This window comes from Desulfovibrio inopinatus DSM 10711, from assembly GCF_000429305.1.
GTDB lineage: Bacteria > Desulfobacterota > Desulfovibrionia > Desulfovibrionales > Desulfovibrionaceae > Alteridesulfovibrio > Alteridesulfovibrio inopinatus.
In genome coordinates, this window is the sequence record NZ_AUBP01000005.1 from 106,679 (window position 1) to 122,278 (window position 15,600).

At 46.3% G+C, this 15,600-nt stretch carries 10 protein-coding genes; 3 read left to right on the forward strand and 7 right to left on the reverse strand.

Features of this window, described 5'->3' with window-relative positions:
• Positions 1-333: 333 nt before the first annotated feature.
• From G451_RS27695 to G451_RS32330, 3 genes are read left to right on the forward strand one after another with little or no spacing between them, the layout of a single operon-like run.
• Positions 334-2,241: a glycoside hydrolase family 15 protein gene (locus tag G451_RS27695; protein ID WP_051261165.1), complete on the forward strand. Its 1,908-nt coding sequence runs from the start codon at positions 334-336 to the stop codon at positions 2,239-2,241.
• A 13-nt stretch (positions 2,242-2,254) separates the two neighbouring features.
• Entirely contained in the window at positions 2,255-3,649 is a 1,395-nt protein-coding gene (locus G451_RS27700) for a cytochrome ubiquinol oxidase subunit I (protein ID WP_051261166.1), read from the forward strand.
• Positions 3,646-4,599 (forward strand): cytochrome d ubiquinol oxidase subunit II, encoded by a 954-nt coding sequence (locus tag G451_RS32330; RefSeq protein WP_027183402.1) that lies wholly within the window; start codon positions 3,646-3,648, stop codon positions 4,597-4,599. Before G451_RS27700 ends, G451_RS32330 begins: the two co-directional genes overlap by 4 nt.
• Before the next feature lie 150 nt (positions 4,600-4,749).
• Here G451_RS32330 and G451_RS0105055 read toward each other — a convergent pair whose 3' ends face one another.
• The 7 genes from G451_RS0105055 to G451_RS0105085 all read right to left on the reverse strand — a co-directional run bounded on the left by G451_RS0105055 (position 4,750) and on the right by G451_RS0105085 (position 15,472).
• Positions 4,750-6,933 (reverse strand): HAMP domain-containing methyl-accepting chemotaxis protein, encoded by a 2,184-nt coding sequence (locus tag G451_RS0105055; protein WP_027183403.1) that lies wholly within the window; start codon positions 6,931-6,933, stop codon positions 4,750-4,752.
• Positions 6,934-7,149: 216 nt separating this feature from the next.
• On the reverse strand, positions 7,150-8,511 hold the full coding sequence (locus G451_RS27710) for a YihY/virulence factor BrkB family protein (protein WP_211236332.1): 1,362 nt from the start codon (positions 8,509-8,511) through the stop codon (positions 7,150-7,152).
• Positions 8,512-8,559: 48 nt separating this feature from the next.
• Positions 8,560-10,581, reverse strand: coding sequence for an HD domain-containing phosphohydrolase (locus G451_RS32335; RefSeq protein ID WP_051261168.1), 2,022 nt, complete (start codon positions 10,579-10,581; stop codon positions 8,560-8,562).
• The gene (locus tag G451_RS0105070) at positions 10,571-11,788 is read right to left on the reverse strand and encodes a response regulator (protein WP_027183404.1); all 1,218 of its coding nucleotides are present in this window, start codon (positions 11,786-11,788) and stop codon (positions 10,571-10,573) included. The genes G451_RS32335 and G451_RS0105070 overlap by 11 nt, the downstream gene beginning before the upstream one ends.
• A 65-nt stretch (positions 11,789-11,853) precedes the next feature.
• Positions 11,854-13,101, reverse strand: coding sequence for a response regulator (locus G451_RS27720; protein WP_051261169.1), 1,248 nt, complete (start codon positions 13,099-13,101; stop codon positions 11,854-11,856).
• An 89-nt stretch (positions 13,102-13,190) separates the two neighbouring features.
• A complete protein-coding gene (locus G451_RS27725) occupies positions 13,191-14,456 on the reverse strand; it encodes an ATP-binding protein (RefSeq protein ID WP_051261170.1) in 1,266 nt (421 codons plus the stop codon).
• A 137-nt stretch (positions 14,457-14,593) separates the two neighbouring features.
• A complete protein-coding gene (locus G451_RS0105085) occupies positions 14,594-15,472 on the reverse strand; it encodes a pseudouridine synthase (protein ID WP_051261171.1) in 879 nt (292 codons plus the stop codon).
• Positions 15,473-15,600: the final 128 nt, after the last annotated feature.

Genomic DNA, 15,600 nt, shown 5'->3' on the forward strand with positions numbered 1-15,600 from the left:
TGTAGCCTATCAAACTTATTGCGATTGTCAACGCGATTTTGGGAAATACATCGTCATCATTTCGAAACCATGTCTCTCATATAAAACAGCCATTTTAAGATGAAATTATTCCTTTCTTGACAAATGCATCCTCCCCTGAGCATATGTAAACATAGAGAAGTTAATGTGATCGCATTATGTTGATGTGTATTGCTTGTCTGAAACGAAATATACATAAGTAAGGATAAGAACTGCATTGATGGTTATGATTTTTTCCTTTTCTCTTCAGCACAAACATATGGCCCTTTACCAAGTGACGTCATTTATCGATGTAAATCCTATGAGAATTGTATAATGGCCAAAGAAAAAAAATATACATCCAATGCAGCATCGCCTTATTCAGCATATTCCCCACTTGAGAATTACGGTTTTATCTCTGATTGTCACAGCTCTGCCCTGGTTTCTCAGACGGGTTCAATAGATTGGTGTTGCATGCCAAGGTTTGATTCTCGTGCAGTATTCGCTCGTCTGCTCGACAACGAACGTGGAGGGGCATTCTCTATAACTCCAACAGACGAATTTTCGTCGACTCGTCAATACATTGAAAATACCCTGGTGCTTGAAACGGTCTTTACAACAAAAACCGGGACTGTTCGCCTTCGGGACTGTCTTACGATGTGCGAAGGTGGGAGGCTCTCTCCTCGCAAACAACTTCTTCGTATCGTTGACGGCTTAAGCGGTTGGGTAGACCTCTCCGTTCATATTGCACCACGACTCGATTTTGGTGCAATTCGTCCTTGGATACAGTCTCTTCGAGGGCATAATTGCCCGTGTTTTTCCGTTATAGGTGGAGCCGATGGGTTTCTCATTACAGGCCTTCCAACGTTGGAAAAAGATGGCCGACACAATCTTGTCGCTTCTTTTCGACTCCAAGCCGGAGAAAAAGCGAGAGTATCCTGCATGTATTGTCAGCCCGAAATCATCGACGCACAGCATTATACCCTTCCTGAGATTGAAGAACTCGATGTTATGCTCGTTGAGACCACTGACTGGTGGCAGCGTTGGGCTCAACGAGGTCATGCTGATGGGCCTCGCCCGGACCTTGCCATGCGCTCAGCCTGTATTCTCAAAGGACTGACCAATGCTCCCACTGGGGCCATTGCCGCCGCTGCAACGACATCGCTCCCTGAAAGTTTGGAAGGAGATCGCAATTGGGATTATCGGTTTAGTTGGGTCCGTGATGCGGTTTTTTCCGTCCGAGCCCTTGTTGCCTTGGGTTTTGAGCGTGAAGCCGATGGCTTCAGACGATTTATTGAACGAAGCGCCGCCGGCAGTGCAGAAGATCTCCAAATCATGTATGGCTTGGGAGGAGAACGCAGCCTGCCCGAAATCCATATTACAACGCTCGAAGGGTGGCGCAGGCATGGCCCGGTTCGTGTCGGTAATGCCGCCAGCAGACAAAAGCAACACGACCTCTATGGAGAATTGCTTGATCTGGCCCACCGATGGCATGATATTGGGCATTGTCCGGATGATGACTACTGGGAGTTTCTCTGCGAAACGATCGAGGCAGCTATACAAAATTGGCACAAACCAGACCGGGGAATTTGGGAAATTCGCGGACCAGTCCGACACTTTGTTCATTCGAAAGCAGCGTGCTGGTCTGCACTAAACAGTGCAATATCTTTGGCCCATCGTTTGTCTCGTCCGGCACCGTTTGATCAATGGGGTGAAATCCGTCATACAATACGGAATGACGTGGAAAAACATGGGTATGATACCGCTCGAGGTGTGTTTGTCCAATCGTATGACAACACCCAGATGGACGCAGCCCTTTTACTTTTACCCATCATCGGGTTCGTCGATCATATGGATCCACGCATGCTCCGTACTGTAGACTGTATTATGGACGAACTCATGGAAGATGGTTTGCTTTTACGATATCGTCAGACTGGCGACAGCAGCAATACCGGTGATGGACTTACAGGACGTGAAGGATATTTTCTTGCCTGCACGTTTTGGTTGGTTGAATGTCTGGCGTGTCAGGGGCGTCGCGAAGAGGCTCTTGCATTGTTTGAACGCACTGTCGATGTAGGAAACGATCTTGGTCTGTTTGCCGAAGAATACGATCCCTCACGGCACTGCATGGTGGGTAATTTTCCACAAGGCCTCACCCACCTTTCTCTGGTGACGGCCAACGCATCGCTGGATAAGAGTTCCACATGTCGAAAGCGTACATTCCAGCAAAAAAACGACAAATGACCGGAGAATTTGCATGGACCACATTGTCCTCTCACGAATTCAGTTCGGCCTGACCACGCTATTTCATATCACATGGCCGCTTCTGAGCATTGGCTTGTCTATTTTTATTTTCACGGCCGAAATTCTTTGGCTCAGGACAAAAAAAGCAGGATGGTACCATCAAGCCCGATTCTGGAGCAAAATATTCCTGCTCAACTTTGCAGTAGGCGTTGCCAGTGGAATACCGCTCGAATTTCAATTTGGCACAAACTGGTCAGGGTTTTCGACACAAACCGGTCATTTTCTCGGTCAGATGCTTTCCATTGATGCCACATTGGGCTTCATGATCGAAGCCGCATTCCTCTATATCATGGTTGCGGGCTGGTCACGTGTTTCTCCCCGATTTCACCTCTTTTCAACCGGCATGGTAGCACTGGGAGCAACGATATCCTCATTTTGGATTATGGTGGCGAATTCTTGGATGCAAACACCCGCCGGCGGAGAGATGGTCAATGGGGTCTTTGTCCTCAAAAATATGACAGACGCTATTTTCAATCCGGATATGCCCGTTGGCTTTACCCATATGTGGTTGGCATGTCTGGCAACAACAGCGTTTCTTCTTTGCGGTGTCAGTGCTTGGTTTTTACTTCGAGGAATCAAGACGGATTTCTTTATGCGTTCCTTCAAGTTTTCCATTGCTGCGGCATTGATTCTTGCACCGCTCCAAGCCATTACGGGAGATTTTTCAGGACAAACTGTTGCCAAACATCAACCTGCAAAACTTGCGGCCACCGAATCCCACTGGGAGACAAATGCACCGGGACAGGGGGCTGCCTGGTCCGTTATTGCCTGGCCTGACCCAGACAACGAACGCAATATCATTGAGTTGCGCATTCCATATGTGCTGAGCCTGCTGGCAACACACAATCCTGTTGGCAAAGTGACCGGCCTCAAAGACATCCCCCGCGAAGACCGACCTCCCATTCTTCCTTTGTTTTACTCATTTCGCATCATGGTCGGTATTGGAACGTGTATGATCTTTCTTGCGTTATGGGCTGCGTGGGCGTGGCGTTCTGGCCGATTATCACCGGCACGACTCCAAACCCAACGTCCTCTTCTTTGGGCTTGTGTTCTCATGGCTCCTTTCGCTTATATCGCTGTCTGGATGGGCTGGATTATGCGTGAGGTGGGCCGACAACCGTGGATAGTCTATAACATGATCCGCACTGCCGATGCGGCCACTCCGCTCTCTTCGTCCTCTGTTATCACGTCACTTTGGATATATATTGCGCTGTATAGTGTGCTGTTCGTCTTCTTTCTTCTTTTTGTCAGGCGCATCCTGCACCAAGGTCCAGATACAGACGAAATACCTCCAACACAAAACCGTATTTCGAATACATATGAAACGGAAACGGGGGGCATCCAATGAACACCACGATTGTCTTTGGAATTGTTTCGCTGGCATGCGAGGTGGTTTTCGTCCTTTATATCGTACTCAGTGCTCTTGATCTCGGCGTGTGTCTCATTTCGTTGACTGCGTCGAATGACGATACATGTGAATCCATACTCGGAACCATCGACGGCATATGGCACGCCAACCAAACATGGCTCGTCATTTTAGGAGCAGCACTTTTCGGTGGTTTCCCCACACTGTATTCTGACGTACTCTCGTCATTATATTTACCTGTTCTAGGGCTGCTTGTTGCAATTATCATTCGTGGAATCGCCATCGAATACCGACATTACGCCACTGCCAAACGACCATGGCGTTTTCTCGCCGGATTCGGAGCATTTGCCATAATCCTTTGTCAGGGCATTATTTTTGCGGCGATACTCACAAGCCAAACGGCATTCACATCGTCGAGCTTATTATGGAAAGTCGTTCCCATAGTGACGACTTCCCTCCTTTCACTTTCCCTCTTTTTAGGAGCACTGTGGCTTGACCACACAGCGCAGGGAAAACACCTGATACATCGCCATGTCCTTATGTTTCTCGTTGCCGGCGCAGGTGTGAGCATGACAATTCTTGGATTGACACTGCGGTGCTCTATCATGCCTGCTCCGCACGTGAGTGGAGGATTGTTCGCGTGGTTTCTGAGCTTGACGGTTTTGGCCGTTATTTCTGCCTTCATGCTCATTTTCAGCCTTAGAACCCATTCGCTCTCGATTCCTTGGGGGCTCATCATTGCCGCTCTCGGTCTGATCGCATTTCTTCTCAGCCTTGACCCATCAACTCTCTCTCTTGCAGATGGCATGTCCGTCGCGGCCACATCGTCAAATGCACTAAGCTTTCAATCGACGGTCATGGTTTTGGTTCTCCCGCTCCTTCTCGTGTTTAATGTTTTTGCTTATCGATCTTTCGGAACACAGGTGAAATAAAGCAACAAATGGCACGCATCTGCACGCACATATTGAATCTGTTCCCTCAAAAAAAGCGGCCTGAACTATGTCCAGGCCGCTTTTTCATCATTGGGGACTATGCTCAATCGTAAAGCTCAAGTCCATTACGCGGGATATGCACCTATCCCGTTATGTCAGGGCAAGTCTCTTCGATGATCCCAACGCCTTGGTCCGAGGCGCTTGATCCCCATCCGATTGCATTTCTTCAATAAGTGTTTTGAGTTCCTGATTTTGTCGAGCAACTTCCATAATCGCTTCACTCGCCTGTGCCATGGCTTCAGCCGTTTCATTGGAAATGACATTCACCTCTTCAATGGAGCGATTAATCTCCTCACTTGCGGACGATTGTTCTTCCGAAGCGGCAGCAATGGCACGAACTTGATCCGAAGTTTGCTCGACGAGGTGCACGATAGACTCAAGAGCCTCTCCGGAGCTATTGGCCAAAACGGTCGCCTCATCAATCGATTGGACGGCTTGATCGACATTACTCATATTGCGACGAGTTCCATCTTGAATACCTCGAATGGAATCGCCGACCTCTTTGGTGGCCGTCATGGTTTTTTCGGCAAGTTTACGGACTTCGTCGGCCACAACCGCAAATCCTCGACCAGCTTCGCCAGCCCGAGCGGCTTCAATAGCGGCATTAAGAGCAAGTAAATTCGTTTGATCAGCGATATCTGAAATGACGGACATAATCTGCCCAATGTCTTCAGCTTGCTTGCCAAGTTTGGACATATCGCCCTTCAACGCTAAGGCTTGGCGTTGCGCAGTACCAATACCTTGGACAACTTTTGCAACGATGCCAGCGCCTTTCTCTGCGTTCTCTCTTGCTTCATCAGACGTTCCTGCAGCGGTCGACGCATTCTTGGCCACTTCTAAGACCGTCGCATTCATCTCTTCCATAGCGGTAGCGGTTTCAGCTGCTCGCTGTGCTTGTTGTTCAGCACCACGGCTCGACTGTTCAATCTGCGCTGACAATTCTTCTGAAGCTGACGTTGTGATTTCCACCACGGATTGCAGTCTTCTTGCGGCTTCAAACATGGATTCGGTCTTCGCCATTGCTTCAGATTGTGCAGCTTCAGCCTGAACCATTGCCGACTTTGCTTCTTCAGCCGCTGTCGCGGCTTCTTCTGACTTCATGTTGGCTTCAACAATTCGTTCTTTAAGATTAGCAACCATGTCCCGCAAACTGTCTGCCAAGCGTCCGAACTCGTCTCGTTGTTTCAATTCCAACTCGTTATCCAAATTTCCCTGGGCAATTGTTTCCGCAAAGACCACAGTAGTAAAAAGAGGCCGTGTTATAGTCTTGGTGATAAAAAGCGCGAAAAGAATCCCAATAATCAACGCGGCAACAAGTCCAATAATCATGATGATACGGGACGCATTGAGATTGGCAACATCATTCTTTGCTATTTTCTCGGTGTTTTGGATACCAGCAATGGCAATACTCTTCGCAGACTCAAGGAGTTTATTCGCTAGAATTCCACGCTCTGCATCCAGTTTATCCAGCTCATCCCATTTGACGAGCATAGTCTCCATGGCTTCTTCATATTGTTGGGCAGCATGTTGGATGTCACCAAGAGCCTTGCGGTTTTTATCTTGACGGGTATTCGATAAAACATCCTGCAAAAGCGTTGTAATTTTAGAAAAATTCTCAATCCCTCTGCGCATTAACGTTGGATCATCAAGTGCCTGAGATTTAAAATTCTTGACTCGAATATCGTTCCCCAGGTTAACGACTTCATTGAGAACATTCAACTTATTATAACGATCTAACAATGCAGTATTCGGGTCAAGATGTTTTATACTATTGTTTAATTCCTTCTCCTGGGTATCATGATATTGATTTGCCGCCATCATGAACGCTGCGGCAGCCGTATCCATCGCATGACGATCTTCTTGAATGGCTACAATTGACTCTTCGGTCTGCGTGGCCAGTTTGGCATACGTCCCAATTGCACCTTTTACTCCAATAAGCTCTTGTTGAAGTTTGACCAGCTCCGGATATACTTGCGCATGCATCTGCGATTTTTTAACAATTGAGTCAATTTGCTTCAAAATTTCTACAGAATCTCTCCTGTACACCATGTTCTCACTCAAAGAAAATCCACGCATGGCATACATCAAACTCAAAATATGTCGTTCAAGATCATTCGCCATTTCGACTTCTGGAACATATTCTTGAGCCATACGTCTCGCATTGATTGCGCCATCATGCATACTCAGGATAGACATCCCTCCAAATATGCAAATAATGAGTAATAATACAGCAAAGCCGAGGCCAATTTTAAGGCCAACTTTAAGATTTCTCATACGTACTCCACGTATTAAAATACTCAATCATCAATTTCTCAGCGTATAGCCTTGAAAAAGACAGTACGACATAAAACGCACCTTCCATAGTATCCCGTGCTTAACTTAGCACTGACGCACGGAAAAACACAACCCAAGATTTGGACATCGAAATGATAAGTTCCATGCAACACAATATACGGTTTACAATAAGACGTAACAGTTCATTTTCTTCTTTTACGATACATTGAGATGCAAATCATGACCAAAACGGACGTTAAACTCTCGGAGTGTCATAGCACTATCTCCGCCAAACTGTGCCAGTTCGTCATATACCGAGTTAATAAAAGAGTATTCTTCCTCAAAAGGTATTGTAACGTCGCCAGCCCTATAATTATCCATCATTTGTAACACTTGATGTATTGTCAACGAATCTGGTGGTTTTGCAAATGTATATGTTTCCTGGGACTGAGGATCATCGACTGCAAGGAGAATATTATTCATAAATAGCAATCGCATAATTTCGTTTACAAACCGAAGAGGAGCACCAAAATGCGATGCAATATTCCCTGTCGATGCTGGTTTATTCCCGTGCTCAAACTGCCAAGTAATATATAGTACGACGAGCAACATGAGTTTATGTTTATCACGTCGACTATAGAAACGTACCATAAGATCTTGTCTATATGTCCTATAATTTTGAACGGCACTCGCTGTTTCAGCTCCAATTAAAACAATAGCCCAACTGATGTAAAGCCAAATGAGAAGCAACGGTATCTGTGCAAAACTCCCGTAAATAGCATTATACTTGGCAAATCCAACCTGATAGCTAATATACACATTTTGAGTTATTTGCCATAACGTCCCCGCAAATATCGCACCTATAGCAGCACCAAGTAGCGAGACATTTGTGTTTGGTAAAAAACGATACAAAATAAAAAGAGCCACCCACACCATAAAAAGTGGCATAACAGAAATGACAGTCAAATACATATAATTTAAAATACGAAAATCAAGAAACCATTTTACAAATGTATTATTCTCAAATGAAGCTGTTGCACTAAATGCAGTAATAATAAATATCGGACAAACAACGATAACTGTTGCATAGTCAGAAAACTTGCGCCAACTAAACTGACGACTTTTAGCATTCCAAATTATATTCAGAATCCCTTCTATTGTTGACAAAAGCGATATAGCTGTAAAAACCAATGTCGCGACACCGACAATCCCCAAAGCTTTGACATTTGTATTTTGGATATACTCCAAAATTGCATCAACAGCCATGGATCTATCAGCCGTTAATTTCAGTAATACTTGCCGAATAAACTCTGACTCATAAATTCCAAATGCCTTTGTCACGGCAAATGCAACAGCAAGGAATGGAACAAATGACAACACCGTTGTATATGACAACGAGGATGCTAAGAGAAGACATCGATGGGATAAAAAAGAAGTGATAACATAATAAACAGAGCGAATCGACGTCATGACCCAACCATCGTCATGGCTGTGTTTGCCTTCTTTGACTTTATGCACGACATCAATCACAGTTGATACAGTCTGACGCACCTTCTCCTGCAAACGTTTTTTTTCCATGTTCATTACAACATATCGCCATTATTGCCGTGCTTCATTGGGAGACACTCATGGACCGGCATGTTTTTCCATGGTTGCTTTCAACTTAAGGGCAACAGAATTTTCAGGATCATCAACGAGCACGCCTTGTATAATATCCCAGGCATGCGTAGATTTTCCCTGATCAACTAAAGCCATAGCGAGGGAAAGAAGCAACTCATGCTGTTGAGGCGCACTCCGTAACGCATTTCGTAATACACGCTCTGCATATTCAGGATGATGAGCAAGACGATAAAGATTTGATAGCCTGTTTTGCATTTTTACATCCGTATCTTGATCATTAATACGGTCAAGATACTCCGTTGCAACGACATACTCTTTTGCTCGAATAAGTCGTTCTGCAACATCGAACAGCACATTTGTATCATCCCGTGCCGTGAGAACGACATTTCGAAGTACAGGGAGAGCCTTTCGTATCTCTCCCGAATCAAGATATGATTGGGCCTTGGTTAAAAATTGTTGAAGGACGACTTTCTTTTGCGCTCCCATCTTATTCTGGCGCTGTTTATCTAAGGATGCAAGACGGCTGGACATAGTGGTAAGAATATGAATCCACTTCGTTTCCTCTCCGGGTTCATACGTCGTTTCTTCATCAATGATACCTTGTAAGACAGAATCGGACTTCATTTCATACCAAAGAGTCTGCAACGCACGAACAGCACTATTGTCCTCACGAAACATCGGGACTTCTTGACACATGGAAAAGGCTCGTAATGCGTGGAGAAGCGTATCGGCTTGTCGTTGCTCCCGAAGTGCTGTCAACGCCATATCAACAGTCGCTAAAACCCCCTCCTCCTCAGCTGTATCTCCCGGTTCGGCACTGTCAGATGCATCATCCGTGTCTTGTTTTATCGGTGAAGAATGGGGGGATTCGTCTCTTGCACGCTTCTTCAGCGGATCAAGACGGACCTTGATCGGATCGACAATGGAAACGGCTCGTTCCAATAAGCGAAGCCGCTTCATGGCAGAGGTATTAAGCTCCACGCCGCGGGCAAAGACTTGATACCCTCCCTCAGTATAAACATCTTGGTCCAACACCATATGTGTTTCAAGTTCATCAACACTGACCTCGGCGGATTGCAAAGGAGGTTCCACTCCGGATAAGGCAAGAAAATGACGATACAAGACCGGGTCAAACCGCTCTTGTACGTCTTCGAGGAGCCGAAGCGCTTCATCTCGATTTTGAGTTTGTTCATAGTAAGCATCGTAGGTCAATACGATATTGAGAATACGTGCACCAGGAACAATCCCCTCTCCTGAAATCTCATCCTCCGGTAAACCCGTTCCATCATAATTTTTAGCTTGATAGGCCACAATCTCAGCGATTTCCTTCATTCGGGGAATATTGGATAAAAGATCGCGAGTGATAAGCGGATGTCGTGCGAAAAGTTCGGCATCCGCCTGGTCAACACGTTGACCACAGTAGAGTTCATGGAGAACATGCCGCGGTAACATCGCGCAACCGAGCTGGCACAGCATCACCGCAAGCTCAAGACGCCATATATCAGGCATACCTATCTTTTGGCCTAATGATAATGCTGCGGATCGAATACGAGTCGTTTTTCCGGAGGCTTCCGGATTGACCAATGCGAGCAGCTCGGTCAGCATCGTGATCGCCCCTTTCAAGGTACCTCGAAGAAGCTCTTTCTCGCCGACTGAAAGCTGATATTGTGCATAGGCCGCCCGAATTGTCTTTTCAAGTACATCGTCCTTGCACGGTTTGGTCAAGAAGCGAAAGACATTGCCTCTGTTGACGGCTGCTATAGCGGCAGCGATATCGGCCTGGCCCGTCAACATCACGCGAACAATTTCAGGATAGTCCTTTTGCAGAGCTTCGAAAAACGCAACGCCATCCATTATAGGCATGCGCAAATCCGACACAACGACCGAAATTCCATCGGTCCCTTTGACTTTTGAGAAACCTTCTTGAGCCCCATTTGCCGTAATCACATTGAATTTCTTATGAAAACGCCGTCGAAAAGCACTCAGCACGGCGTCCTCATCATCGACAAACAGCACACTAGGTCGCATTGGCATCATCCTGTATCATCATTTCTCCCGCTTCCCACCATGCTGGTAGTCTATCATAAGCATCAATCTGAAAGAGATAGTTTTCGGACAATGATGGCACCTTCTCTCCGGTATGACTAATATCCATTGCACGGAGCAGATAATCCGCCACATGCACAGCGGTCAGAGGATGAAACTGCGTATTCTTATATATCTCCGGCTCATGATGATACATAATCGCCGTAATAATAGATTCGGGTAAACCCCAAACACCAAGTAGATAGGCCCCGACTTCGGCATGAGTAGCACCGAGAACTAATTTTTCTGCTTCCCAGGCCGTCACATGATTTTCTCGTTTATAGGCTACGACGGCTTCGTAATCCTCTCCAAGATTGGCAGCCAACATCAGTTTCCCACAATCATGCAAAACCCCGCTCAAAAACGCTTCATCAACAGTATTCATATCCTGGTGTTCCATAACCGCGAGCTCTTTCGAGAGCAGACCGGCAGCAAGACAATGTTCCGCTATATCGGTCAGCTCATAGCGTTGCAAATCATCCTCATTTACCATGGAAAACACTTTGACAGAAAGAACGAGCGCACGGATTGTATTCAGTCCAAGAATACTCACAGCCTGGGCGGGATTCGATACGTTCTGCGTCAAACCAAAAAAGGCCGAGTTGACGAGTTGCAGCACTTTGGCTGTCATCCCCATGTCTTGGGAAACGATTTGACCGATGTCTTTTATCGATGCTTTGGGAGATCCGAGCTCATCAATGAGACGAGCATAATGCGCTGGTAACGCCGGGACGGATTGGATGCGGGAAAGTACTTTTTTAAGCCGCTCATTAACGAGCAAATCGCTCAATGCTCCAGCACGGGATATGGATTTTTTGAGGGTTTGCATATCGCATGGCTTAAGCAAAAATTGGTGTGCATGTCGTACTGAATTGAGGACGGATTCACGTTCTGCCTGTCCAGACAGGATAATACGTACTGTATGCGGATATCGGCGCATAACTTCACCAAGCAGATAAGCACCATCCATTTCCGGCATGAGCATGTCGGAAACAATAACATCGACCGGTTCTTTGTTGAGTCGCTCCAGGGCTTCTCGACCGCTTGTTGCAAAATACACATCCCAGTCGTTACGCATCCCTCGGAGCAATCGCTTCAACCCGTCAAGAACACGAGGTTCGTCGTCAACAAAAAGAATTCCTTTTTTCATGGCTATCCGCGCATCCCTGGTTCAACACTCTTGGACCACTGCAGCAAGACATTCCCAATCGATAATTAAGGAAAACTTGTAAAGGCTTCAGACTCTGCAGCACGCAAGACCTCGTCACCAATTTCATACCAGGACGACAATTTTGATTCGACGCCAATACGTTCAAGATAATCTTCCGCAATTTGAAAATTACCGACAGTACGTTCCCCGGCAAACTTGAAATGCTCAATACAGTCGGCAACATGAACGGCAGTCAACGGACCGAATCCCGTCTCACGGCAACGCTTCGGATTATGATGAAACGTAATGGACTCCACCATAGTGTGCGGTAACCCCCAAATACCGAGCAAATATGCACCGACTTCTGCATGCGACGTTCTAAATACGGTCTGTTCTGCTGTCCAGTAAGGGAAGTGCTTTTCTTCAACAAGGCGAACAACTTTCTTGTATTGTTCGGGAAAATTTAACCCGAGGACAAGCTTTCCAATATCATGCAATAACCCGGCAATAAGGGCACTCTCCATAGCTTCATTGCCAAGTCCTTCCCGTTGGCATATCTCTCGTGCCAACATCCCCACCATAATACTATGTGACCAAAGCCACTCCAGAGGAAACATTCGTAAAACCGTATCATCAAACTGTGCAAAAACGTGATACGTCAGCACAAGAACTTTAATTGTTTCGAGACCAAGCATTTTGACAGCATCGACCGGATTGGTCACGGTGCGTGACACACCAAAAAACGCTGAGTTAACAAGTTGTAGTATTTTCGCTGTCATGGCGGGCTCATGCGCAATAATTTCACCCACATCTTGCGTAGAAGCGACGGAGGAATTCAGGACAGCGACAAGCTTTGCATAGACTTCCGGTTGGCTCGGCAATGTTTTTACCTGTGCTAAAACCTTCCTGATAGGCTCACTTGCAACAAGATCGCTCAAGGCACAAGCTTGTGAAAGAACCCGCTTCAGGGTTTCGCTGTCGCATGGTTTGGGTAAAAATTGATGGGCAAGATCGACAAATTTCACCCCGACATCCATATCGGATTGTCCAGAAAAGAGGATGCGCACGATATGCGGGTGACGACGACGAATTTCGCTTAACAATGCAGCGCCATCCATATATGGCATCCACAAATCGCTCACAACGATATCGACATGGATATGCGACAACGAATCCAGGGCTTTTTGTCCTGATTCGATAAAAGCCATATCCCAGACACTACGCTTGCCACGCAACATTCTGCGCAATGCCTGCAACACATTAGGCTCATCGTCGACAAAAAGAATACGCTTTTTGGGCAGTGGTTGATTCATAATGCACTTTTTGTCTGATGGTGTAATGACATCGTCAAGACCGATATCACAGTGGTACAATACCGACAGGAGCCGCTATATTTTGAAAATCAATGTCCACCACGGGGAAGACGAAGAATAAAGGTTGTACCTTTTCCGGATTCGGTTTCAAATCCGATAGTTCCCTTATGTTTTTTTACAATAACAGCATGGCTGATGGCTAACCCCTGCCCTGTGCCCTTGCCAATCTTCTTCGTCGTAAAAAAAGGATCAAAAATACGATGGCGAACATGCTCTGGGATACCGGCCCCGGTATCCGAGATACGAATCTCCACGATATCTTCAAAAGCTCTTGTTTGAACGACGATCTTTCCTTTTCGTCCAGAGTTCCGTGGATTCAATTCTTCGATGGCATGAGCAGCATTGAGGATGAGGTTCAAAAAGACCTGATGGAGTTCTCCGGGCAGCACCGGAACAAACGGAAGATCCGGATCAAGGTCAAGCTCCAAATCAGATACATATTTCCATTCATTACGAGACACCGTAGCGGTATTCTCGAGTGCGGCGTTGATATCAAGTAATGTCATTTCTTCATGACCGGGATGAGAAAATTGTTTCATAGATAAAACAATCTTCCCCACTCGTTCTACGCCTTCAATGGACTGCTGTAATGCAAGCGGAACTTCTTCGAAGAGATACTCAAGGTCAGCCTCCTCACTCGCCGAGTCAACCTTTGCGACGAGTTCGGTTAACTCTGCATTGTGGCGTGTCGCCTGGAGTAAGGTATCGTAGAGTCCGAGGAGAGAAACAATATGCTCAAAACTTTCGCGTAAAAACTGGAGATTATCGCCAACATATTGGATGGGGGTATTAATTTCGTGTGCAATACCGGCAGCAAGTTGCCCGATAGACAACATTTTCTGCTCATGCGTCGCCATCGTCTCTTTTGCACGAATATCGGTGATATCCGCCCCAAGCAAAACAAATCCGGACTTCTTCGATGCAGTCCCGATGAGCGGATTGATAGTCACTCCCAAAAGACCGTCCGTTCCATTTTTCCGCCGAAACCAAACATCATCAACACGTTGTGCTGTAAAGGTCTCCCGACAACGATATATCCCTTCAAGGACTCGTTCCCACGCCCACTCAATACCACATTCAGTGAATGGCTTCCCTATGACATCTGCCGCGCTCAGATCAAATACAACTTCAGAGCTTTTGTTCCACCGGGTAATCCGGTCTTCAATATCGACACTAATAAGAAGAGAGCTGATAGATGAAAGAAGAAATTCAATATTTTGTTGCGCATTCAATAATTCATCACGAACATGTGTGCAGCAATCGGGCAGATGGTGTGATTCTGATTTTGAGTCCATTCTGTCCCCCATAAGAACTTAGCGCGTTGCGCAGAATCGTCGTCCGGTATACATTTTTTTATCTTATACTCCCGATACACGATTATTGCAAAGCATTCATATAGTTGTTCTATAAATCCTCAAGCATTCATACCATTTCAGGTCTTTAATTCATCCCACCACGTCCACGGTATAGGACATTCAGTCTGAAATCCAGGAAGAGTAATGCGCTGGTGATGCAACCAGAAATGCGATGAAGATTCCCCGAAAACCGACCGTGAAGGACCTTCATATAAGACATCATTGATCAGCGGATGTCCTGCATACGCAAGATGCGCACGAATCTGGTGACGTGCGCCTTGGAAAATACACACAGAAACGAGACTTATACGATCATCTTGTACATAGGAGAATGGAAGAACATACGTAAAACGAGCGGGGTCATCCCCGTCTTCTTGGCCAATTCTCGTTCGCTTTCGATCCGCCGTATCGAGAAGCGCACGAAGACACAGCGGAGCCGCGACATGACCATCAACGACCGCCATGTACTGCTTCTCCACTCTACATGCTTGTTCATCCCGACGAAACGTATCCTGCGCGGCGTCATGCAACCCAACCATAACAATGCCGGAAGTATCCCGATCAAGACGATTAAGAAGTCGAGCTTGGGTATGAGGAAAGAGATGCGCTAACGCCTGCTCCATTGTGGGGCCAATTTTACCGGCCAACGTCTGACAATGGACTCCAACGGGCTTGATCAACGCCGCATAATCGTCGGTTTGATGGAGTATTTCGAAAGTCTCGTGCTGCGCTGGCTCTTCTGGAGAGTCAAGCGAAAGCACCTGGCCAGCATGCACTTTATATGCTTTGTTCCGTAGTATGCCATCAAGATAAACCCGACCGGAATCAATAAGCCGACGTCGGCCACGCAATCCCATCTCGGGAACGAGGAGAGCCAACACCTGGTCCAGACGACGACCCTCGTCGGACTGGCCGAGGCAAATGCGTAGAGAAGAATCAGGAATTTTTTTTACCAAGATCGGCCTCTTTGACTTCAGTGAGACTTCATTCGAGCCGAAAGAAGACCATCACCATAAAATATCTAGATATCAAACAATACCCAGAATGAAAACACCTTGACGTATATTACCGTATGTGGAGAAAA

What these genes read in the sequence shown, in the direction of transcription:
- G451_RS27710 (WP_211236332.1), bottom strand. Translation starts at nt 8,511, where the DNA reads ATGGAAAAAAAACGTTTGCAGGAGAAGGTGCGTCAGACTGTATCAACT.
- G451_RS27720 (WP_051261169.1), bottom strand. Translation starts at nt 13,101, where the DNA reads ATGAATCAACCACTGCCCAAAAAGCGTATTCTTTTTGTCGACGATGAG.
- G451_RS0105070 (WP_027183404.1), bottom strand. Translation starts at nt 11,788, where the DNA reads ATGAAAAAAGGAATTCTTTTTGTTGACGACGAACCTCGTGTTCTTGAC.
- G451_RS32330 (WP_027183402.1), top strand. Translation starts at nt 3,646, where the DNA reads ATGAACACCACGATTGTCTTTGGAATTGTTTCGCTGGCATGCGAGGTG.
- G451_RS32335 (WP_051261168.1), bottom strand. Translation starts at nt 10,581, where the DNA reads ATGCGACCTAGTGTGCTGTTTGTCGATGATGAGGACGCCGTGCTGAGT.
- G451_RS27695 (WP_051261165.1), top strand. Translation starts at nt 334, where the DNA reads ATGGCCAAAGAAAAAAAATATACATCCAATGCAGCATCGCCTTATTCA.
- G451_RS27700 (WP_051261166.1), top strand. Translation starts at nt 2,255, where the DNA reads ATGGACCACATTGTCCTCTCACGAATTCAGTTCGGCCTGACCACGCTA.
- G451_RS27725 (WP_051261170.1), bottom strand. Translation starts at nt 14,456, where the DNA reads ATGGACTCAAAATCAGAATCACACCATCTGCCCGATTGCTGCACACAT.
- G451_RS0105055 (WP_027183403.1), bottom strand. Translation starts at nt 6,933, where the DNA reads ATGAGAAATCTTAAAGTTGGCCTTAAAATTGGCCTCGGCTTTGCTGTA.